General features: G+C 73.0%; 11 protein-coding genes. 9 read left to right on the top strand and 2 right to left on the bottom strand.

The window, feature by feature from the left end; all coding sequences use genetic code 11:
• Positions 1–62 precede the first annotated feature (62 nt).
• The 8 genes from POF43_RS06990 to POF43_RS06955 all read left to right on the top strand — a co-directional run bounded on the left by POF43_RS06990 (position 63) and on the right by POF43_RS06955 (position 11,716).
• Positions 63–347, top strand: a complete 285-nt coding sequence (locus tag POF43_RS06990) for an acyl carrier protein (protein ID WP_271316504.1) — start codon at positions 63–65, stop codon at positions 345–347.
• Positions 344–772, top strand: a complete 429-nt coding sequence (locus POF43_RS06985) for a 3-hydroxyacyl-ACP dehydratase FabZ family protein (protein WP_271316505.1) — start codon at positions 344–346, stop codon at positions 770–772. The genes POF43_RS06990 and POF43_RS06985 overlap by 4 nt, the downstream gene beginning before the upstream one ends.
• Positions 772–1,248, top strand: coding sequence for a 3-hydroxyacyl-ACP dehydratase FabZ family protein (locus POF43_RS06980; protein ID WP_271316509.1), 477 nt, complete (start codon positions 772–774; stop codon positions 1,246–1,248). Before POF43_RS06985 ends, POF43_RS06980 begins: the two co-directional genes overlap by 1 nt.
• A gap of 55 nt (positions 1,249–1,303) precedes the next feature.
• On the top strand, positions 1,304–2,053 hold the full coding sequence (fabG, locus tag POF43_RS06975; protein ID WP_372515878.1) for a 3-oxoacyl-[acyl-carrier-protein] reductase: 750 nt from the start codon (positions 1,304–1,306) through the stop codon (positions 2,051–2,053).
• Positions 2,054–2,080: 27 nt separating this feature from the next.
• Positions 2,081–2,797 carry a 2-hydroxychromene-2-carboxylate isomerase gene (locus tag POF43_RS06970; protein WP_271324567.1) on the top strand — a complete coding sequence of 239 codons (717 nt, stop codon included), beginning with the start codon at positions 2,081–2,083 and terminating at the stop codon, positions 2,795–2,797.
• Between the two features lie 106 nt (positions 2,798–2,903).
• Complete coding sequence (locus POF43_RS06965; RefSeq protein ID WP_282704463.1) at positions 2,904–9,389, top strand: non-ribosomal peptide synthetase; 6,486 nt, start codon at positions 2,904–2,906, stop codon at positions 9,387–9,389.
• Between the two features lie 193 nt (positions 9,390–9,582).
• Positions 9,583–10,614 (top strand): alpha/beta fold hydrolase, encoded by a 1,032-nt coding sequence (locus POF43_RS06960; protein ID WP_271325328.1) that lies wholly within the window; start codon positions 9,583–9,585, stop codon positions 10,612–10,614.
• 212 nt (positions 10,615–10,826) lie between these two features.
• Positions 10,827–11,716 (top strand): IS5 family transposase gene (locus POF43_RS06955; protein WP_282704462.1). Its coding sequence is split into 2 segments (ribosomal slippage): positions 10,827–11,166 and positions 11,166–11,716, totalling 891 coding nucleotides; the frame shifts between segments, so codons are not numbered across the junction.
• An 18-nt stretch (positions 11,717–11,734) separates the two neighbouring features.
• On the opposite strand, the gene POF43_RS06950 is transcribed toward POF43_RS06955, so the two are convergent.
• Entirely contained in the window at positions 11,735–12,247 is a 513-nt protein-coding gene (locus POF43_RS06950; protein WP_271313426.1) for a DUF3995 domain-containing protein, read from the bottom strand.
• A gap of 272 nt (positions 12,248–12,519) precedes the next feature.
• The gene (locus tag POF43_RS06945) at positions 12,520–13,728 is read right to left on the bottom strand and encodes a macrolide family glycosyltransferase (protein WP_271313425.1); all 1,209 of its coding nucleotides are present in this window, start codon (positions 13,726–13,728) and stop codon (positions 12,520–12,522) included.
• A 611-nt stretch (positions 13,729–14,339) separates the two neighbouring features.
• Here POF43_RS06945 and POF43_RS06940 point away from each other — a divergent pair.
• The gene (locus POF43_RS06940) at positions 14,340–22,214 is read left to right on the top strand and encodes a non-ribosomal peptide synthetase (RefSeq protein ID WP_271322704.1); all 7,875 of its coding nucleotides are present in this window, start codon (positions 14,340–14,342) and stop codon (positions 22,212–22,214) included.

The following is a 22,214-nucleotide window of genomic DNA, read 5'->3' as shown; positions in this document are numbered from 1 at the left end:
ACCCGCGCTCAGCGGAGCCGCGCGACCGAACGAACGACCCGCCGAGAAGGGATGCCACACCCATGCCGATCTCACCGTCGGACTCCGCCGCACCGGACGCGGCCACCGTGCTGGACGTGGAGGAGCTGCGACTGACGGTCGCCGAGGTCCTCGACATCGAGGCCGCCGACCTGACGAACGAGGCGCACTTCGTCGACGACCTCCAGGTCGACTCCTTGATGGCGCTCGAGGTCGTGGTGAGGCTGGAGAAGAAGTACGGGGTCAAGTTCACGGAGTCGGAGCTGCGGTCCGTCGTCTCCCTCCAGCAGGCCCACGACCTGCTGCTCCACAAGCTCTCGACGCGGTGAGCGCCGCGGCCATCGAGGGCGGCGCGGTGTGCGGTGCCGCCAGCCCGGTGCGCGGCGCCGTGCGGGTGACCCGGTCCGGCGGCACCGCCCCGGACGCGTCGCCGGCCCGCACCGAGATCCGGATCGACGCCTCGGAGCCGGTCTTCGCCGGCCACTACCCGGACTTCCCGATCTTCCCCGGGGTGTGCGTCGTGGAGTGCGTGCACAAGTCGGCGCTGGCCACCGCGCCGGCCGGGGCGGCCCTGACGCTGGTGGCGCTGGACTCCGCACGCTTCGTCGGGGCCGTCTTCCCCGGTGACGTGCTCGGCATCGACCTCACCTGGACGGCCCTGGACGACGGGTGGAAGTGCGCCGCGCTGGCGTCCACCGACCGGGGGGTGGCCGCCAAGGTCGCCCTGCGCTACCGAACGGGAGGACCGGCGTGATGGACGCCGCCGAGATCAAGCGGTCGCTGCCGCACCGCTACCCGATGCTGCTGGTGGACCGGGTGCTCGAACTCGTCCCCGGCGAAAGCCTGGTGGCGATCAAGGCGGTCACCTGCAATGAACCCTGGTACAGCGCGCTGGACGACGCGGCGACCGTGGAGGGGTTCGGCTACCCGCCGACGCTGCTGGTGGAGTCCTGGGGCCAGGCCGCGGGGCTCCTGGCCCTGCGGCCGGGCGCGGACACCCGGACCGCCGGCCAGGTGATGCTGGCCGGCGCGATGTCGGGCGTGGAGTTCCTGCGCCCGGTCCACCCCGGAGAGGTCCTGGAGCACCGGGTGCGGGTGGTGCGGGCGGTGTCCGACGCCGTCATCTTCGAGGGCGAGAGCCTGGTGGACGGCGAGGTCGTGATGCGCCTGTCCCACATGGTGATGGCGTTCCGCCCCGGCGACCGGCTGCGGCCGGCCGGCGCGGTCTGAATCGTCGAACGACCCATCAGTACGGCAGGAAGGCAGCACACACCACATGTCCGAGATGACGGAAGCCGGGCCCTGCAAGGTCGCCCTGATCAGCGGAGGGTCGCGCGGCATCGGGCGGGCGACCGCACTGCGGCTGGCGCAGGACGGGTTCGGCGTCGGCTTCTGCTACCGCTCCGACGAGCAGGCGGCGAAGGAGCTCGAGGCGGAGATCGCCGAGTCGGGCGGGCGGGCGCTCGCGGTGAAGGCCGATGTGTCGGACGGCAACTCGGTCCGCGCGTTCGTCGCCGCGACCGAGCAGGCGCTGGGCCCGATCGACGTGGCGGTGACCTCCGCGGGCATCACCCGGGACAACCCCCTGCTGCTCATGCGGGACGAGGAATGGGACCAGGTCGTCGACACCAACCTCACGGGGGTCTACCGCGTCTGCCGCGCCGTCATCTTCGAGATGATGAAGCGCAAGTCCGGCGCCATCGTGAACATCTCGTCCGTGGCCGGGGTGTACGGCAACGCCACCCAGACCAACTATGCCGCCTCCAAGGCCGGCATCATCGGCTTCTCCCGCTCGCTGGCCAAGGAAGTGGGCCGGTACGGGATCCGGGCGAACGTGGTCGCCCCGGGGTTCATCGAGACCGACATGACGGCCGCCCTCGACGAGAAGGTCCGCAAGCAGGCGCTCAACTCGATACCGCTGCGCCGCCTCGGCCGTGCCGAGGAAGTCGCCGACCTGGTGTCCTACCTGGTCTCCGAGCGGAGTTCCTACATCACCGGCGGCGTGTTCCAGATCGACGGCGGCATCATCCTCTGACGCCCAACCCACCCCAGGAGCCCTCCCATGCCCAAGAAGAAGAAGCCGCCGCGCTGGTACTTCTCGCTGCGCAGCCCTTACTCGTGGTTCGCCTACCGGGAGTTGACCGAACGGTACCCGGACGTGGCGGACGCCCTGGAATGGATCCCGTTCTGGGAACCGGACGAGATCACCCAGAACCTGCTGGACAAGGCCGAGGTCGAACTGCCCATCGTGGCGATGTCCCGCGCGAAGAACTTCTACATCCTCCAGGACACGGCCAGGCTGTCGAAGGCCCGCGGCCTGAAGATGACCTGGCCGATCGACAAGGACCCCAACTGGGAGGTCTCGCACCTGGCGTACCTGGTGGCGGCCCGGGAGGGCCGCGGCCGGGAGTTCGTCGAACACACCTATCGGGCCCGATGGGAAGAGGCCAGGGACATCACCCGGCGGGAGACCATGGCGGAGATCGCCGTGCAGATCGGGCTGGACCCGGAACTGCTGGCGAACGCGACCGACGATCCCGCCGTTCGTGAGCAGGGGGTGGAGTGCCTCACCTCCTCCTACCACGACGGCCTGTTCGGGGTGCCGTTCTTCGTGCACGGCCGGGAGAAGTTCTGGGGCGCCGACCGCCTGCGTCCCTACGTCGCCGCGTTCCGCGGCCAGGAGATCGAAGAAGTCGAACGGTCGTGGCAGGACTACGACGAGTTGCCCCGGTTCTCGGCCGCCGGCGGCGACACCGGGCACGCCGGCGGCTGCGGCTGACAGCCACGACCGACCGTTTTCCCGCCTTCGGGGTGAACCCCGCCACGAGCACGCCCGGAGGGGATCAAGAGAGTTCTTCCGCGATTTGCTTGTGAGGCGTAGAGCTATGTCCGATGTGCAGGTGCCCGTGCCGTCACCGGCGACCCTGCCGGAGTTGTTCGCGGCGCAGGCCGCCCGCACCCCGGCCGCCCCGGCCGTCAGCTGCGGCGGTGAGCGGTTGACGTACGGCGAGTTGGCCGAGGCCGCGGACCGGCTCGCCGCACGGCTGCGCGCGCTGGGGATCGGCGCCGGCGGAGCCGAGGACGCGGTGTGCCTGCTGATGGAACGCTCCGTGCGCCTGCCCGTGGCGATCCTGGCCGTGGTCAAGGCCGGCGGCGTGTACGTGCCGCTGGACCACCGCTACCCCGAGTCCCGCATGCGGCTGATCATGGCGGACGTCGGGGCGAGCGTGCTCCTGGTGGACGGACCGGGGCCGGCGCACCCCACCCCCGAGGGGATGCGGGTGCTGGACGTCGGCGCCGAACCGCCGCCGGGCCGCGGCGCCCCGAGCGCCGCGGCAGGCGACGGCGCCGGCCCCGCGGCGGTGGGCGGGCCGGACCGGATGGCGTACGTCATGTACACCTCCGGCTCGACCGGTCGGCCCAAGGGCGTGGCGGTCACCCACCGGAACGTGGCGGGCCTGGCCGCCGACCACGTGTGGCGCGGCGGCAACCACGCCCGCGTGCTGATGCACGCCCCGGCGGCGTTCGACGCCTCCACCTACGAGTTGTGGGTGCCGCTGCTGTCCGGCGGTGAGGTGGTCGTCGCACCGGCCGGGGACCTCGACCCCGACACGCTGCTGGGCACCGTCCGCGAGCGCCGCGTCACGTCGGCGTTCTTCACAGCGGCTCTGTTCAACCTGCTGGTCGAGCACGATGCCGCGGCGCTGGCCGGGATGCGCGAGGTGATGGCGGGGGGTGAGGCACTGTCGCCGCCCGTGGTGGCCAAGGCGCTGGCCGCGTGGCCGCACACGGTGCTGACCAACGGCTACGGGCCGACGGAGGCGACGACGTTCGCCGTCCTGCACAGCACCCGCGAGGTGGTCGACGGCGTCGTGCCGATCGGTACGCCGATGGACGACACCCGTGCCCACCTGCTCGACGACCAGCTGCGGCCGGTGCCGGCCGACGTGCCCGGGGAGCTCTACCTCGCCGGAGCCGGCCTGGCCCGCGGCTATCTCGGCCGGCCCGGACTGACCGCGCAGCGCTTCGTCGCCTGCCCGCACGACGCGCCGGGCACCCGGATGTACCGGACCGGCGACCTGGCCCTGCGGCGTGCGGACGGCACGATCGAGTACCTCGGCCGCGTCGACGACCAGGTCAAGATCCGCGGCTTCCGCATCGAACTCGGCGAGATCGAGTCGCTCCTCAAGGCCCACGACGGCATCGCCCACGCCGCCGTCACCGCCCGCGAGGACACACCGGGCGACAAGCGCCTGGTGGCCTACCTCGTCCCCGCGGCCGGCGCCGCCCCGGACGCCGCCGCCCTGCGCGCCCACCTCGCGCGCACCCTGCCCGGCTACATGGTCCCGGCCGCGTTCGTCACGCTGGACGAGCTCCCGCTGACCGTCAACGGCAAGCTCGACCGCAAGGCCCTGCCCGCCCCCGAGCCGCCGGCGGGCGGCACCGGGCGCGGCCCGCGCACCGAGGGGGAGGCGGTGCTGTGCACGCTGTTCGCCGACATCCTCGGCGTGCCCCGGGTGGGAGCGCAGGACAGCTTCTTCGACCTCGGCGGCCACTCGCTGCTGGCCACCCGGCTGGTGTCGCGGGTGCGGGCCGAACGGGGCGTGGAGCTGACCGTGCGGAGCCTGTTCGACTCCCCCACCCCGGAGCTGCTGGCGCGGCAGCTGGCCGGCGCGGGCCGGGCCCGGGCCCGGCTGACGGCATCCGAGCGGCCGGAGGTCGTTCCGCTGTCGTTCGCACAGCGCGGGCAGTGGTTCCTCAACCGCTTCGGCGACAGCGACGCCTCCTACAACCTGGCCTTCGAGCTGCGACTGGAGGGGAGGCTGGACGATGCGGCGCTGGAGGCAGCGCTGCGGGACGTGGCCGGGCGGCACGAGAGCCTGCGCACGGTGTTCCCCGAAGTCGGCGGTGTGCCCCGCCAGGTCGTCCGGGCCCGGGCGGACATCACGCTGGTCCGGTCCGCCGTCACCGGGGCGCAACTCGATGACGCGCTGACCGCCGAGGCGGGCCGCGGCTTCGACCTGAGGCACGAACTGCCCCTGCGGGCGCACCTGTTCACCCTCGCTGCCGAGCGCAGCGTGCTGCTGCTCACCCTCCACCACATCACCGCCGACGGCTGGTCGCTGGCGCCCCTCACGCGCGACCTGTCCACCGCTTACACCGCCCGCACCGCCGGCCGGGCGCCCGGCTGGACCGCGCTGCCCGTCCAGTACACCGACTACGCGCTCTGGCAGCACGCCGTCCTCGGCGCCGAGGGCGACCCCGACAACGCCCTGGCCCGGCAACGCCGCCACTGGGTCGAGCAGTTGGCGGATCTTCCCGAAGAGCTGGCCCTTCCCGCCGACCGCACCCGTCCCGCGGTCTCCTCCGGTCGCGGCGCGATCACCCGCTTCCACCTCACCTCCGGCCTCCAAGCGGCCCTGACCGAACTGGCCCGCACCAACGCCGCCAGCCTGTTCATGGTCATCCAGTCCGCCCTCGCCACCCTCCTCACCCGGCTCGGCGCCGGCACCGACATCCCCCTGGGCACCGTCGTGGCCGGACGTACCGACGACGTCCTGGACGACCTCGTCGGCTACTTCGTCAACACCCTGGTCCTGCGCACCGACACCGCCGGCGACCCCACCTTCCGCGAGCTGCTCCACCGCACCCGCGACACCGACCTGACCGCCTACGCCCACCAGGACCTGCCCTTCGAACGCCTGGTGGAGGAACTCAACCCCGAGCGGTCCACCGCACGCCACCCCCTGGTCCAGGTGGTGCTCGCCCTCCAGAACAACCCGCCCCCGATCCTGGACCTGCCGGGCATCAGCGGCCGGATGGAACAGCGGCGGACCCCGACGGCCAAGTTCGACCTGACCTTCGACCTGGTCGAGCGGCACGGCGCGGACGGCGAACCGGACGGCGTGGACGGCGTACTGGAGTACAGCACCGACCTGTTCGACCGGCGGACGGCGGACGGGCTGGCGCAGCGGCTGGTGCGGATCCTCACGGCGGTGGCGGCCGACCCCGGGCAGCGGATCGGCCGGATCGAGCTGCTGTCGGCCGACGAGAGCCACCGGGTCCTGGTGGAACGCAACGCAACGGCGTGCGACCTGCCGCGCGCGACGCTGGCGGCGCTGATCGAGGCGCAGGTGAGGCGCACCCCGGACGAGACCGCCGTGGTGTCCGCCGCCGAGTCGCTGACGTACGCCGAACTCAACGCACGGGCCAACCGGTTGGCCCGCCACCTCATCGCCCGCGGGATCGGCCCCGAGCAGACCGTGGCGCTCGCGCTGCCGCGCTCGGTGCACATGATCACCGCGCTGCTGGCGGTGGTGAAGGCGGGTGCCGCCTATCTGCCGGTCGCGCCCGACTACCCGGCCGAGCGGATCACGTTCATGATCCGGGACGCCCGGCCGGCGCTGGTCGTCACCACCGATGACGCACGCCGCGACCTGCCGGCCGACGGACCCGGCCTGCTGGTGCTGGACGACCCCCTGGCCGCGCGCCTGTCCGAGCGGCCGGACCACGACGTGACGGACGCCGAGCGCACCGCGCCGCTGAGCGTGGACCACCCGGCGTACGTGATCTACACCTCGGGCTCCACCGGCACGCCCAAGGGCGTGGCCGTGACGCACCGGGGCATCGCCGCCTTCTCCGCCAGCGCGGTGGACCGCTTCTTCGTCACGCCCGACAGCCGCGTCCTGCAGTTCTCCTCCCCGAGCTTCGACGCGGCCGTGCTGGAGGTGTGCATGGCGCTGCCGGCCGGCGCCGCGCTCGTGGTGCCGCCGCCGGGCCCCCTGGCCGGGGAGCCGCTGGCCGAGGTGCTGGAGCGCGACGCGGTGACGCACGCGCTGATCCCGCCCGCCGCGCTGGCCAGCGTGCCGGCCGTCGGCCTGCCCGCCCTGCGCACGCTCATCGTCGGCGGGGAGGCGTGCTCGGCGGAGCTCGTGGCGCGCTGGTCGGCCGGGCGGCGGATGGTCAACGCGTACGGGCCCACCGAGTCCACGGTCGCGGCCACCACCAGTGCCCCGCTCGCCCCCTCGCCCGCCGCCCCGCCGATCGGCCGCCCGGTGCGCAACACCCGCGTGTACGTGCTGGACGACGGCCTGCGGCCGGTGCCCGACGGTGTGCCGGGCGATCTGTACATCGCGGGCGACGGCCTGGCCCGCGGCTACCTGGGCCGGCCCGCGCTGACCGGCGAGCGCTTCGTCGCCGACCCGTTCGGTCCCGCCGGATCGCGGATGTACCGCACCGGCGACATCGTGGCGTGGACGGCGGACGGGGAGCTGCGGTACGCCGGGCGTGCCGACGGACAGGTGAAGATCCGCGGCTTCCGTATCGAACTGGCCGAGGTGGCGGCCGTGCTGGCCCGGCACGAAGGGGTCGGGGAGAGCGTGGTCGTGGTCCGTGAGGACCGGCCGGGACAGCGCAGGCTGGTCGGCTACGTGGTGCCCGCGTCCGGCGCGGCGCACCCCGACCTGGGCGTCCTGCGCAAGGAGACGGCACAGGCGCTGCCGGACTACATGGTGCCGTCCGCGCTCGTGGCGCTGGACGAGCTGCCGCTGACGCCGAACGGCAAGCTCGACCGCGAGGCGCTGCCCGCGCCGGACGGCGGCGGGACCGGTGCGGGCCGCAAGCCGGGCACCGAGCGCGAGCGTGTCCTCTGCGAGGTCTTCGCGCAGGTGCTCGGCTTGCCCGACGTGGGCCCGGACGACGCCTTCTTCGACCTCGGCGGCGACAGCATCGCCTCCATCCAGCTGGTCAGCGCCGCCCGCAGGGCCGGTCTGGTCTTCACCCCGCGCGACGTGTTCCGGCACCGCACGGTCGAGGCGCTGGCCCGCGCGGCGACCGTGCCGGACGGGGCCGCCGCCGACCCTCGCGGCGCGGATCCGGACGCCGGCACCGGACCGGTCCCGCTCACCCCGATCATCGCGTGGCAGCACGGACGCGGCGGCCCGGTCGGCCGCTTCAGCCAGACGACACTGATCCGGGTGCCGGCCGGCCTGGGCGGGGAGCGGATCACGGCGGCCCTCGGCACGCTGCTCGACCACCACGACGCCCTGCGGATGCGGCTGGGCCGTCCGGCGGACGGCACCTGGGCGCTGGAGGTCCTCCCGCGCGGCGCCGTCACGGCGGACGGGTGCGTGACGCGGGTGGACGCCGGGTCGACGGATGGCGACGAGCTGGCCGCCCTGGTCCGGGCGCGGACGGACGAGGCGCTCGACCGGCTCGACCCCGAGGCGGGCCGGATGGTCCGGGCGGTGTGGTTCGACGCCGGACCCGACCGGCCCGGGCGGCTGCTGCTGGCACTGCACCACCTGGTGGTGGACGGCGTCTCCTGGCGCATCCTGCTGCCCGACCTCGCCGAGGCGTGGGAGGCGGCGCGTGACGGTCGCGCGGCGCGGCTGGAGCCGGTCGGCACCTCCTTCCGCCGCTGGGCCGAGCACCTGACGGCCTCCGCCGCCGCCCCGGCCCGGATCGCCGAACTCCCGCTGTGGACCGCGATGACGGACCACCGTGAACCACTGCTCGGCAGCCGTGCGCTGGACGGCGCGAAGGACACCGCCGGCAGCGCCCGCTCGCTCACGCTCCGCCTGGCACCGGAGCGGACCGCACCGGTGCTGACCACCGTCCCGGGCGCGTTCAACGCCGGGGTCAACGACGTGCTGCTGACCGCGCTCGCGCTCGCGGTCGGCAGCTGGCGGCGGCGGCACGGGGGCGGCGACGACACCGCGGTGCTGCTGGACCTGGAGGGCCACGGCCGGGAGGAGTTCGCCGACGGGGTGGACCTGTCCCGTACGGTCGGCTGGTTCACCAGCCTGTTCCCGGTACGGCTCGACCCGGGCCACCTGGACCTGGCCGAGGTCCGGTCCGGCGGCCCCGCGGCGGGCGACGCGCTCAAGCGGATCAAGGAGCAGCTGCGCGCCCTGCCGGACAACGGCCTCGGCTACGGGCTGCTACGCCACCTCAACCCCCGCACCGCCGCGGCGCTCGCCGGCCGGCCCGGGCCGCAGATCTCGTTCAACTACCTCGGCCGCTTCGACGCGCCGCAGGGCCCGCGGGTGCCGGAGTGGACGGCGGACCCGCTGGCGGACGTGCTGGGCGCGGGCGCCGACGCGCGGATGCCGCTGGCACACGTCCTCGAAGTGAACGCGGTGACCCGCGACACCCCGGACGGGCCGCGGCTGGAAGCGGTGTGGTCCTGGCCGGACGGGGTGCTCGCCGAGCACGATGTCCGCGACCTGGCCGGTGCCTGGTTCGACGCCCTCGACGCGCTGACCGCGCACGTCGGCCGGACGGGGGCCAGCGGCTGGACGCCTTCGGACCTTCCGCTGGTGTCGTTGTCGCAGGGCGAGATCGACCTGCTGGAATCCGAATGGTCCTGATCACGGCGGGACCTCCTGACGTCCCGCGCCCGTCCCCGCCGCGCCAGGGCAGCTCGTCGCGCGGTCGGCTGGACGAGGAGGGCCGGTGCCTCCCCGGCCCGGCCCGGCCCCGCACCGCAGGCGGAACCGGGGCCGACGTGCGGCACCACGACAGCGGCGCGGGGGACCGCGAACACCCCAGGAGGAGAACGCCATGGGCGTAGAGATCACCACCCACGTACTGGACAGTCCCCGGCACCGGACGTCCTACCTCAGCGCGGGGCCGCCGGACGGCCCGCTGATGTTCTTCGTGCACGGGTTCCCCGGGCTCGGCGCCATGTGGCGGCCGCAGCTGGACCACTTCGCCGAACGGGGCTGGCACTGCGTCGCGCCGGACATGCGCGGCTACGGCGGGTCCTCGGTCCCGACGGGCGCGGCCGCCTACGCCGTCGCCGAAGTCGTCGACGACATGGTCGAACTCCACGACGCCCTCGGCGGGCGGGCGGCCGTGTGGGTCGGCCACGACTGGGGCAGCGAGGTGGTCTGGTCCATGGCCGTGCGGCACGCCGAGCGCTGCCGGGCCGTCGTCAGCCTGACCGTGCCTTATATCCCGGGCGGGCTCACCCTGGAGCACCTGACGCCGCTGGTGGACCGGAGCCTGTACCCGGTCGAGGTGTTCCCGCTCGGCCAGTGGGAGTACATGCAGCTGGCCATCGACGAACCGGAGCTCGTCGCCGAGGAGTTCGCGGCCGACCTCGAAGCGACGTTCGCGGTCGTCTTCCGCGGCGGTGATCCCATGACGCTCGGCACGCCGTCGTTCACCTCGATCGTGCGCGCGCAGGGCGGCTGGTTCGGACCGTCCCGGCGGGCGCCGAAAATGGACCGCGACGAGACCGTGCTGTCCGAGGAGCTGCTGGACACGCTCGTCCGGGCGTACGGGAAGACCGGCTTCCTCGGGCCGCACCGGTGGTACGCGAACGCGGGCGAGGAACTGCGCGCCGGCCGGCCCGGCCCCGGGGACAGCCGTGTCCGTCCTCCCGTGCTCTTCGTGCACGCTTCCTGGGACCCCGCCTGCGAAACGGTCACCTCCCGGCTCGCCGAACCGATGCGGGAGGCGTGCGACGACCTCACCGAGGTCGTGATCGACGCGGGCCACTGGGTGGCCCTGGAGAAGCCCGGCGACGTCAATGCGGGAATCGCCGACTGGCTGGGGAAGACGTTGCGGACCGGACCGCACCCGATGTGACGGCCGGCCGGCCCGCCCACCCGGGGCCGCGCACCGCCCACCCCCGACAGCGGAAGGCCGGGTGGACCCGGATTTCGGCGTCCACCCGGCCTCGTCGCGTGCTGCTCCCAGGACGTGCCGGGTGGGTCACGGCGGGCGGCACCCGGGGCAGGCCCCAGTACGGCAACCGCGAACGCCGTTGCGGTACTAGAGCTTGTCTGATAATTGATCTTGTGGCTGGTCGGGGTGAGTTGACGGACGCGGCGTGGGAGCGGATAGAGCCCCTGCTGCCCAGGGTGGACGGGCGTGGTCGTCCGTGGCGTGATCACCGTCAGGTGGTCAACGGGGTGCTGTGGCGGTTGCGGACCGGGGCTCCGTGGCGCGATCTCCCTGAGCGGTACGGTCCGTGGCAGACCGTCTACGAGCGGTTCGCTCGCTGGGAGGCGGACGGCACGTGGGCGAGCTTGCTGGAGCACGTTCAGGTCCGCGACGACGCCGTGGGCCGGGTGGAGTGGACGATCGCCGTCGACTCCACGGTCATCCGGGCCCACCAGCACGCGGCCGGCGCCCGTAAAAGGGGGCCGCGGACGGGGACGAACTGGAAGATCCGGGCCGCTCGCAGGCGTGCCAGGCCCTCGGCCGGTCCCGGGGAGGACTGACTACCAAGATCCATCTGGCCGTGGACGGTCGGGGCCTGCCGCTGTCGATCGTGCTCACCCCCGGCAACGTCAACGACGCCACCGTGTTCGGGGAGGTCCTCGACGGGATCCGCGTCCCGCGCGCCGCTGCGGGTCGCCCGCGCACGACGCCGGAGCGGGTGCTCGGCGACAAGGCGTACTCGAGCCGGGCGATCCGCCACCTGCTGCGGCGCCGGGGCATCGCTGCCACGATCCCCGAACGCCGCGACCAGGAGGCCAACCGCCGACGCCGTGGGCGCCTCGGCGGCCGACCTCCTGCTTTCGACAAGGAGATCTACCGCGACCGCAACGTGGTCGAGCGATGCTTCGCCCGCCTGAAGCAGTTCCGTGCGGTCGCCACGCGCTTCGACAAACTCGCCGACCGATACCGCGCCGGAGTCGTCCTGGCCTCCCTCATCCTCTGGCTCCGCGAGCCAGGCAGATGATCATTTGTCAGACGGGCTCTAGGCCGCGTCGTGCGCGACGGTGCCGCGCACCGCCGCCGCGGACTCCACTGCCGCGCCGCGCCGGGACCGGCGGTGGGTGATGGCGACCACGAGGAAGATGGCCCCGCCGATGGCGAAGTACGAGTCGATCGCGCTGGTGGAACACAGGGTGTAGAGCGAGGGGTGGGCGAGACCGGTCTCCTGCTTGTAGGTCAGTCCGGTCAGGCCGTTGCGCACCAGGCCGGTGCCGCGCAGTGCGGTGTCGATCCACGCGGAGACGCCGCGCAGCAGGAGGATCACGGCCGCGATCCAGCAGCACCAGGAGAGCATCCAGGCGGGGACCCGGCGGCCCCAGTCCTGGTAGAGCGCCAGGGGGACGATCGTGCCGATGAGGAACATCCCGCCCGTGATGACCACGAAGATCCAGCTCCCCAGGCTGTTCACCGGCGGCTCGATCGCGGACTCGGGCTCATTGCCGAAACCGAGTTTCCCGCCGCACGCCCAGTAGACATGGGCAAGGTCGAACACCACGACCCACACGAAAGCAACGATGCCCGCTTTGCGGAGGGATTTGGAGGCCGGCGGAGCAATGCGTTCGGGGCTGCTTTTCGTGCTCCAGGGCAAACTCATGGGACAGACTTCTCCTTGTGGACGGGAAATTTTCTGAATGCGTCCGGCGTGGTTCGACACGGTCGACCTGAATGCCGTGGACACCGTGGACGATGAAGTCACCGCAGCCAGGCTCCCAGATCCCCCGTGGAATCCACGTCCTACTCCTGGATGATCCGCGTCGGACCAAAGAACTACTGTGCGGCAACCACGTTGCGGAGGCATTCCTCAATGACGTCGGCGGCGGCGGCCGGGCCGCCGCCCGCGCGCATCGCGGTCCGCAGTTCGGCCAGCCGCCCGGCCACCGCCTGATCCGCAACCAGCGACTCGACGGCGTCGCGCAGCTGATGCGCCGTGAGGTCGTCGACGGTGAAACTCACGGCGACGCCCAGCCGCTCGAGCAGCGCGGCGTTGCCGAACGCGTCGAACACCTGGGGCAGGACGACCATGGGGACGCCGTGGTACAGCCCCTCCAGCGTGCCTCCCATCCCGCCGTGCGTGACGAAGGCCGATGCTTGCGACAGTACACTCAACTGCGGTACGAAGGCGTGGAGTTCGAAGTTGGGCGGCACGTCGCCGAAGGCGTCCGGGTCGGCCTTGCCGCCCACGACGAGCACCACCTGCCACCGCGAGCCGCCGAACGCCTCCACGCACAACCGGTAGAAGTCCGGGTCGACCCTCAGCGCCGAGCCCATGCTGACCAGCAGCAGCGGCCGGCCGTCGGCGGGGCGCTCCCACTGCTCGCCGGCGCGCCGCTCGTCGATGCAGTGCCCGACGAAGGTGAAGCGGTCCTCGATCCGGTCGGCGTCCTTCTGGAACTCCCGCGGAATGGTCACCAGATAACGGTCGGCGTGGCCGCGGTAGATGAACTCGTCAATGCCGAGTTCGATTCCGGCGGCGTCCAGGAACTCCCGGAACGCCCGGCGGTAGACGTGCCACCCCGGTTCCTCCTCGAGCATGAGGTCCAGTACTTCCATCTCGTCCCAGATGTCCGGCCCGAACTCATGGGTCGGCAGGGTGCGCACCGAGGGGATTCCCCAGCGCCGGGCCAGGACCTGCGCGGTGAAGGACAGGCAGTCGTAGACGATCAGGTCGGGACGGTCGGCTTCGAAAGCGGCCGCCTGCTCCGGCAGCGAGACGATCGCCTCCTGGAGATAGAGGTCGGACATGGCCACCGTGTCCCCGATGGGCCACGGCACTCCGCGTTGGGTGGACGGCAGGACGGAAGTGCACACGACGGGTTCGGCACCGGCCGCGGCCACCTCGGGGGCGAAGTCGGCGGTCGTGGCGTAACTGACCCGGTGTCCGCGTCGGACCAGTTCGGACACCATGGGCACGGTCGGGTTGAAGTGTCCGGACGACGGTATGCAGAAGAAGGCGATGTGGCCGGCGGGGGTGGTCATTCCCTTTGTTTACAGGGGTGTGGACCTGCGCTGTCGACCCTCGGGACAGGTTCCTGCCACGCCCGCCCGGATGCGGTGGGACGGCACTTAACGTGGACCGGACTCCTGCCCGTCGCGACCGAAGGCATGCCGTTCCGCGGGGAAATCCGCACACCGCACCGGTGAGGGGACGACGGGCCGGGATCGGCCCCGGGGCGGTGAAAGCGGCCGGGTTCGTCGGTGGCCGCGCGCGCTGATGCGCCGGATGACCGACGGGCGGAGGAACACGCTCCGTTCGGGGTGCCGTTCCTCGCGTACGGGCCGGTCGCGTACGTCGGCGTCGGGCGGTCGCGTCCTCACGTCGTGGCATTCCGAGGTCAGGACGTCGAGGAAGTCGGGCGATCTTGGCAGGACTATGACGGCCCGCCCCGGTTCACCGCCCCGGGCGGCGACACTGGGCACGCGGGGCTGCGGCTGGGGAACGGCTGACGGCCTGCCCACCTTCTTGCGTGACACTCCGGACGGCGACGTCCGGACGGGGCCGTCAGATCTGTCGCCCTCGGGGGCCTTCCGCTGGTGTCGCTGTCACAGGCCGAAATCGACGTGTTGGAATCCGAGTGGAGGAACCCCGCATGACTACGTCGGGACTCGCTGACGTTCTGCCCCTGTCGCCGTTGCAGGAGGGCATCCTGTTCCTCGGCCTCTACGACGAGGGGGCGGTCGACGCCTACTCGGTGCAGCTCGGTTTCGACCTGGACGGGCCGCTGGACGCCGGTCGGCTCCGGACCGCCGGGCGGGCGCTGCTGGACCGCCACCCGAACCTGCGGGCCGCCTTCCGGTACGAGAAGCTGAGCCGGCCGGTGCAGGTGATCCCGCGCACGGCGGAACCGGCGTGGCACGAGACCGACCTCAGCCACCTGACCGGCGCGGCCCGCGACGAGGCGTTCGCGCGGCTCCTGGACGAGGACCGGGCCCGGCGCTTCGACCTGGCCAAGCCGCCCCTGGTGCGCTTCACCCTCGTCAAGCTGGCCGAGGCCCGCCACCACCTGGTGATCTCGCTGCACCACATCCTGGTCGACGGCTGGTCCTTCCCGCTGCTCGTCGACGACCTGTTCACCCTCTACGGGACCGCGGGCGACGCCACCGCTCTGCCGAAGGTGACCCCGTACCGGGACTACCTGTCCTGGCTGGCCGCCCAGGACCGGGAGGCCGCCGGGCGCGCCTGGGCCCGGGTGCTGGAGGGCGTCACCGAACCGACGCTGCTGGCCCCGGAGGCGGGCAGCGGTGTCGCGCTCGCCCCGCGCGAGCTGACGGCCGACCTGCCGCAGGAGCTGACGGCGGCGCTGACGGTGCTGGGCCGCGGCCGGGGCTGGACGATGAACACCGTGGTGCAGGGCGCCTGGGGCCTGCTGCTGTCCGCCATGACCGGCCGTGACGACGTCGTGTTCGGCGCGACCGTCGCCGGCCGGCCGCCGGAACTGCCGGGCGCGGAGACGATGGTGGGGTTGTTCATCAACACCCTGCCGGTCCGTGCCCGCCTGGACCCGGCCGAGTCGGTGGGCGCGTACCTGACCCGGTTGCAGGACCAGCAGACCGGCCTGATCGAGCACCAGCACCTCGGACTCACCGACATCCAGCGCGGCGCCGGCCTCGGCGCGCTCTTCGACACCCTCGCCGTCTTCGAGAACTATCCGCTGGACGCCGACGCGCTGGAGAAGACCGTCGCCGGCGTGCGCGTCTCCGGCTTCACCGGCCGCGACGCCACGCACTACCCGCTGAGCCTGGTGGCGTACCCGGGTGAACGGATCAAGCTGCGCTTCGGCTACCGCCCCGACCTGCTGGACGAGGCCGCCGTGCGGGCGGTCGCGGACCGCCTGGTGCGGATCTTCGAGGCGATGGCGGCCGATCCCGAGCAGGGGACCGGCCGGATCGACCTGCTGGACCCGGCCGAGCGTGACCGGGTGCTGGTGGAGTGGAACGACACCGCGCACGAGGTGGCGCCGGCGACGCTGCCGCAGTTGTTCGAGGCGCGGGCGGCGCGGGACCCGGAGCGCACCGCCGTGGTCTTCGAGGGCGAGCAGCTGTCGTACGGTGACCTCAACGCGCGCGCCAACCGCCTGGCCCGGCTGCTCATCGGACGCGGCGCCGGCCCCGAACAGACCGTGGCCCTGGCCCTACCGCGCTCGGTGGAGCTCGTCGTCGCGCTGCTGGCGGTGCTCAAGACCGGCGCCGCGTACGTGCCGGTGGATCCGGACCACCCGGCCGAGCGGATCGAGCACATCCTCGGTCAGGCCGGCCCGAGCCTGCTCCTCACCACCACGGCCACCGCGACCGGTCTGCCGGCCGGGCAGGCCGTGGACACCCTGGTGCTGGACGCCCCGGACACCCTCGCCGCGCAGGTTGCGTACCCGGGCGGCGACGTGACGGACGCCGAGCGCACCGCGCCGCTGTCCACCGCGCACCCCGCATACGTCATCTTCACCTCCGGTTCCACCGGCCGCCCCAAGGGCGTGGCCGTCCCCCACGAGGGCATCGTCAACCGACTGGCCTGGATGCAGGCGCAGTACGGACTGACCGAGCACGACCGGGTACTGCAGAAGACCCCCTCCGGGTTCGACGTGTCGGTGTGGGAGTTCTTCTGGACCCTCACCGAAGGCGCCACCCTCGTCGTCGCCCGCCCCGGCGGCCACCAGGACCCGGCCTACCTGGCCAAGGTGATCCACGACGAACGGGTGACCACCGCCCACTTCGTCCCGTCGATGCTGCACGCCTTCCTCGAAGAGAGCGACGCGGCCGGGTGCACGGGACTGCGCCGCGTCATCTCCAGCGGCGAAGCACTCCCCGGCGACCTGCGAACGCGCTTCCTCACCGTCCTCGACGCCGAACTGCACAACCTCTACGGGCCCACCGAGGCATCCGTCGACGTGACCCACTGGGCCTGCGCGGCCGACGACCGGCCGGGCCCCGTGCCCATCGGGCGCCCGGTGTGGAACACCCGGGTGTACGTCCTGGACGCCGCGCTGCGACCGGTCCCGCCCGGCACGGCCGGCGAACTCTACCTCGCCGGCGTCCAGTTGGCCCGCGGCTACCTCAACCGGCCGTCGCTGACCGGCGAACGCTTCACCGCCGACCCCCACGGCGCCCCCGGCAGCCGCATGTACCGCACCGGTGACATCGCCCGCTGGACCGCCGACGGCGCCTTGGAGTTCCTCGGCCGCGCCGACCACCAGGTCAAGATCCGCGGCGTCCGCGTCGAACTCGGCGAGATCGAGACGGTGCTCGCGGCGCGCGAGGAGGTGGCGCAGGTCTGCGTCGTCGCCCGCGAGGACATCCCCGGCGACCAGCGCCTCGTCGCCTACGTCGTCCCCGGCCCCGGCGCCGCCGCCGACCCCGCGGTCCTGCGCGCCGAGCTCGCTCGGACGCTGCCCGACTCCATGGTGCCCACCGCGTTCGTCACGCTGGACCGGCTCCCGCTGACGGCCAACGGCAAGACCGACCGCGCCGCGCTCCCCGCGCCGGAGGTCTCCGGCAGCGCGGGAGCCCGCCGGCCGCGCACACCGCAGGAGGACATCCTGTGCGGGCTGTTCACCGAGATCCTGGGCGTGGCCCGGGTCGGCGTGGACGACAGCTTCTTCGACCTCGGCGGCCACTCCCTGCTCGCCACCCGCCTGGTCTCCCGCGTCCGCACCGCGCTGGGGGTGGAGCTGTCCATCCGCACCCTGTTCGAGAACCCCTCCCCCGCCCGCCTGGCCGGGGCACTGGCCGGTGCCGCCGGCGCCAGGGACGGTGTGCGGCCCGTGGTGCGGCCCGACGTCGTCCCGCTCTCGCACGGGCAGCGCGGACAGTGGTTCCTCAACCGGTTCTCCGAGGGCAGCGCCCAGTACAACGTCTTCTTCTGCGTCCGGCTGTCGGCCGGGGTGGACGCGGCGGCGCTGGAGGCGGCGCTGCGGGACGTGGCCGACCGGCACGAGGCGCTGCGCACCGTCGTCCCCGAGATCGACGGTGTGCCCCGCCAGGTCGTGCGGGACCAGCCGGACATCGCGCTGGCACAGTCCGCGACCAGCGGGACCGGCCTGTCCGAGGCGCTGGCCGCCGAGGCCGGCCGCGGCTTCGACCTGGGCCGCGAACTGCCCTTCCGCGCCCACCTGTTCACTCTCGAATCCGAGCAGAGCGTGTTGCTGCTCACCCTGCACCACATCGCCGCCGACGGCTGGTCGCTGGCCCCGCTGGCCCGCGACCTGTCCACCGCGTACGCGGCCCGGACCGGCGGCGGGGTGCCGGACTGGTCCCCGCTGCCCGTCCAGTACGCCGACTTCAGCCTCTGGCAGCACGACGCCCTGGGCACCGAGGACGATGCCGACAGCGTCATCGCCAGGCAACTTGCCTACTGGCGTGAGCGGTTGGCCGAGCTGCCCGAGGAACTGTCCCTCCCCGCCGACCACATCCGCCCCGCGCAGGCCACCGGCCGCGGCGGCGCCGTGCCGTTCGCCCTCACCCCGCAGCTCCAGGCCGGCCTGGCCGCCCTGGCCCGTACCAACGGCGCCAGCGTGTTCATGGTCATCCAGTCCGCCCTCGCCGCCCTCCTCACCCGCCTCGGCGCCGGCACCGACATCCCGCTGGGCACCCCCACCGCGGGACGCACCGACGAAGCCCTCGACGACCTCGTCGGCTACTTCGTCAACACCCTGGTCCTGCGCACCGACACCTCCGGCGACCCCACCTTCCAGCAGCTCCTGGCCCGCACGCGCGAGACCGACCTGGCCGCCTACGCCCACCAGGACCTGCCCTTCGAACGCCTGGTGGAGGTCCTCAACCCGGAGCGGTCGACGGCGCGGCACCCGCTGTTCCAGGTCATGCTCGCCCTCCAGAACAACCCGCTGCCGGTCCTCGACCTCCCGGGCATCGAGACCGCCCACCAGCAGGTCGACATCACGACCAGCAAGGTCGACCTGTCGTTCGACCTCACCGAGACGTTCACGCACGACGGAGCGCCGGCGGGCATCGAGGCGTTCCTCCAGTACAGCCTCGACCTGTTCGACCGGGAGACCGCGCAGTCGCTGGTCACCCGGCTGACCCGGGTCCTGGAGACCGTCGTCGCCGACCCGGCCCGCCCGCTCAGCCGCATCGACGTGCTGGACGCGGCCGAGCGCGAGCGGGTGCTGGTGGAGTGGAACGACACCGCGCACGAGGTGGCGCCGGCGACGCTGACGGAACTGTTCCGGTCGCGGGCCGCACAGGCGCCGCAGAGCACCGCCGTCGTCTTCGAGGGCGAGCAGCTGTCCTACGGCGAACTCAACGCCCGCGCCAACCGCCTGGCCCGGCTGCTCATCGAACGCGGCACAGGCCCGGAGCAGTTCGTCGCCGTCGCGATCCCCCGCTCCTGCGAACTCGCCGTCGCCCTGCTGGCCATCCACAAGGCCGGCGCCGCCTACGTGCCCGTCGACCCGGACTACCCCGCCGACCGGATCGAGTACATCCTCGACCAGTCCGCACCGCGCCTGCTGCTGACCACCACGGCCACCCCGAGCGGCGCCCTGGCCGGACAGACGGTGGCCACCCTGGTCCTGGACGCGCCCGAGACCCTCGCCGCTCAGGCCGCCCAACCGGACCACGACGTCACCGACGGCGAACGCACCACCGCGCTGACCACCGCGCACCCCGCCTACCTGATCTTCACCTCCGGCTCCACCGGCCGCCCCAAGGGCGTCACCGTCACCCACCGGGCCATCGCCAACCGCCTCGCCTGGGGGCAGGACCAGTACCGGCTCACCGACCGGGACCGGGTCCTGCAGAAGACCCCCGCCGGGTTCGACATCTCGGTCTGGGAGTTCTTCTGGCCCCTCACCGAAGGCGCCACCCTCGTCGTCGCCCGCCCCGGCGGCCACCAGGACCCCGCCTACCTCGCCGAGGTGATCCGCACCCAGCACATCACCACCGCCCACTTCGTCCCGTCCATGCTCCGCGCCTTCCTCGAGGAGCCGGCAGCCGCCGCCTGCACCAGCCTGCGCCACGTCATCTCCAGCGGTGAAGCACTCCCCGGCGACCTGCGCGACCGCTTCACCGCCGTCCTCGGCGCCCAGCTGCACAACCTCTACGGGCCCACCGAGGCGGCCGTCGAAGTCACCCACCGCACCTGCACCACCGACGACCGGCCCGGCCCGGTCCCCATGGGCCGCCCCGTGTGGAACACCCGGGTCTACGTCCTCGACGCGGCCCTGCGCCCCGTTCCCCCCGGCACCACCGGCGAGCTCTACCTCGCCGGCACCCAGCTCGCCCGCGGCTACCTCAACCGCCCCGCGCTCACCGCCGAACGCTTCACCGCCAACCCCTACGGCCCGGCCGGCACCTGCATGTACCGCACCGGCGACCTGGTGAAGTGGTCGGCGGACGGCGAACTGCACTATCTCGGCCGTGTCGACGACCAGGTCAAGATCCGCGGCTTCCGCATCGAACTCGGCGAGATCGAGGCGGCCCTCGCGGCGCAGCCCGGGGTGCACCGCGCGGCCGTGACCGTCCGCGAGGACGAGCCCGGGCGGCGGCAGCTGGTCGGTTACGTGGTGCCCGCGCCCGCCGGCGCCGGGGTGGACACCGCGGTGCTGCGCAAGGCCCTGGCCGATCTGCTGCCGGAGTACATGGTGCCGGCGGCCCTGGTGTCGCTGGAGGAGCTGCCCCTGACCCCCAGCGGCAAGCTGGACCGCAGGGCGCTGCCCGCACCGGAGTTCCGGTCGGCGACGGCGCTGCTGCCGCCGCGGACACCGCAGGAGGAGATCCTGTGCGGGCTGTTCGCGGAGTTGCTCAAGCTGCCCGAGGTCGGCGCCGACAGCAACTTCTTCGACCTGGGCGGCGACAGCATCGTCTCCATCCAGCTGGTCAGCCGGGCCCGCAAGGCCGGTCTGACGATCACGCCCCGGATGGTCTTCCAGCACAAGACCGTGGAGGCCATCGCGGCCGCCGCGGGCACGGTGGGCGGCGAGGCCGACAAGGCCGCGGACAGCAGCGTCGGCAAGGTTCCGCTCACGCCGATCATGCACGAGATGCGCCAGCGCGGGGGCCCCATCGGCACGTACTCGCAGACGTCGTACCTGCACGCGCCGGCCGGGACGACCGCGGAGCAGCTCGAGGCGACCGTGCAGTGCCTGCTGGACCACCACGACGCACTGCGGATGCGGCTGATCCGGCCGGAGGGCGGCGGCCTGTGGGAGCTGGAGATCCAGCCCGCGGGCGCCTGCCCGGCCGCCGCCCGCATCACGCGGCGGGACGTGACGGGGCTCGACGCCGCAGCGCGCGAGGAGTTGCTGGCCGTGGAGACCGAGGCGGCCGGCCGGCGGATCGCCCCCGAGGCGGGCGCCATGTTCCAGGCGGTGTGGTTCGACGCCGGGCCGCAGGAGCACGGCCGGCTGCTGCTGGTGCTGCACCACCTGGTCGTCGACGGCGTCACCTGGCGGATCCTGACGTACGACCTGGCGGCCGCCTGGAGCGCCGTGTCGGCCGGGCGCAAGCCGCAGCTCGCGGCGGTGGGGACGTCGTTCAAGCGCTGGGCCGAGCACCTGGTGAGCAGCGCGCACGACACCGTGCGCACCCAGGAGACGGCGCTGTGGCAGGAGATCCTGGAGACCCCGGACACGCTGCTGAGCGAGCGGCCGCTGGACCCGACACAGGACGTGATGGGCACCATCCGGTTCATCGAGCAGGAGCTGCCGACCGAGGTCACCGCCCCGCTGCTGACCACGGTGCCCAGTGCCTTCAACGCCGGCGTCAACGACGTCCTGCTGACCGCGCTGGCCCTGGCCGTCGCGGACTGGCGGCGGCGCAGGTCCGGCGACGACGACACGGCGGTGCTGGTGGACCTGGAGGGACACGGCCGGGAGGAGTTCGTCAAGGACGTCGACCTGTCCCGCACGGCCGGCTGGTTCACCAGCATCTTCCCGGTGCGCCTGGACCCGGGACCGCTGGACTGGCAGGACCTGTGGTCCGGCGGGGAGACGGCCGGGGAGGTGCTCAAGCAGGTCAAGGAGCAGTTGCGCGGGCTGCCCGACAAGGGCCTGGGCTTCGGCATGCTGCGGCACCTGAACCTGGAGACCGCCGCGCTGTTCTCCGACGCCCTGCCCCGGCAGATCGGCTTCAACTACCTGGGCCGGATCGAGGCCGGGTCGCTGGAGCCGGCGGACTGGTCGCCGGCCCCGGAGGACGTCCCGGTCCTTCAGGACGACAACGCGCCGGCGGCCCACAGCCTGGAGCTGAACGCGATCACCCGGGAGCACGCCGACGGCATGCGGCTGGTCGCGGGCTGGGCCTGGCCGGAGATGCTGTTCGACGAGGCGGACATCCGCGACCTCAGCGAGACGTGGGCGCGGGTGCTCGGGGCGCTGATCGCGCACGTCGAGCAGGGCGGCGCCGGCGGCGCCACGCCGTCCGACGTCACCCTGGTGTCGATGACGCAGGAGCAGATCGACGCGCTGTCGGACGAGTTCGACGACGACGAGCTGGACGAAGAGCGGAGCAGCTGA

This window comes from Streptantibioticus silvisoli, from assembly GCF_027947535.2.
In the GTDB taxonomy this organism is placed as follows: Bacteria; Actinomycetota; Actinomycetes; order Streptomycetales; family Streptomycetaceae; genus Streptantibioticus_C; species Streptantibioticus_C silvisoli.
The sequence above is the reverse complement of the archived record's forward strand: the minus strand, read 5'-3'. Positions and strand labels throughout refer to the sequence as shown.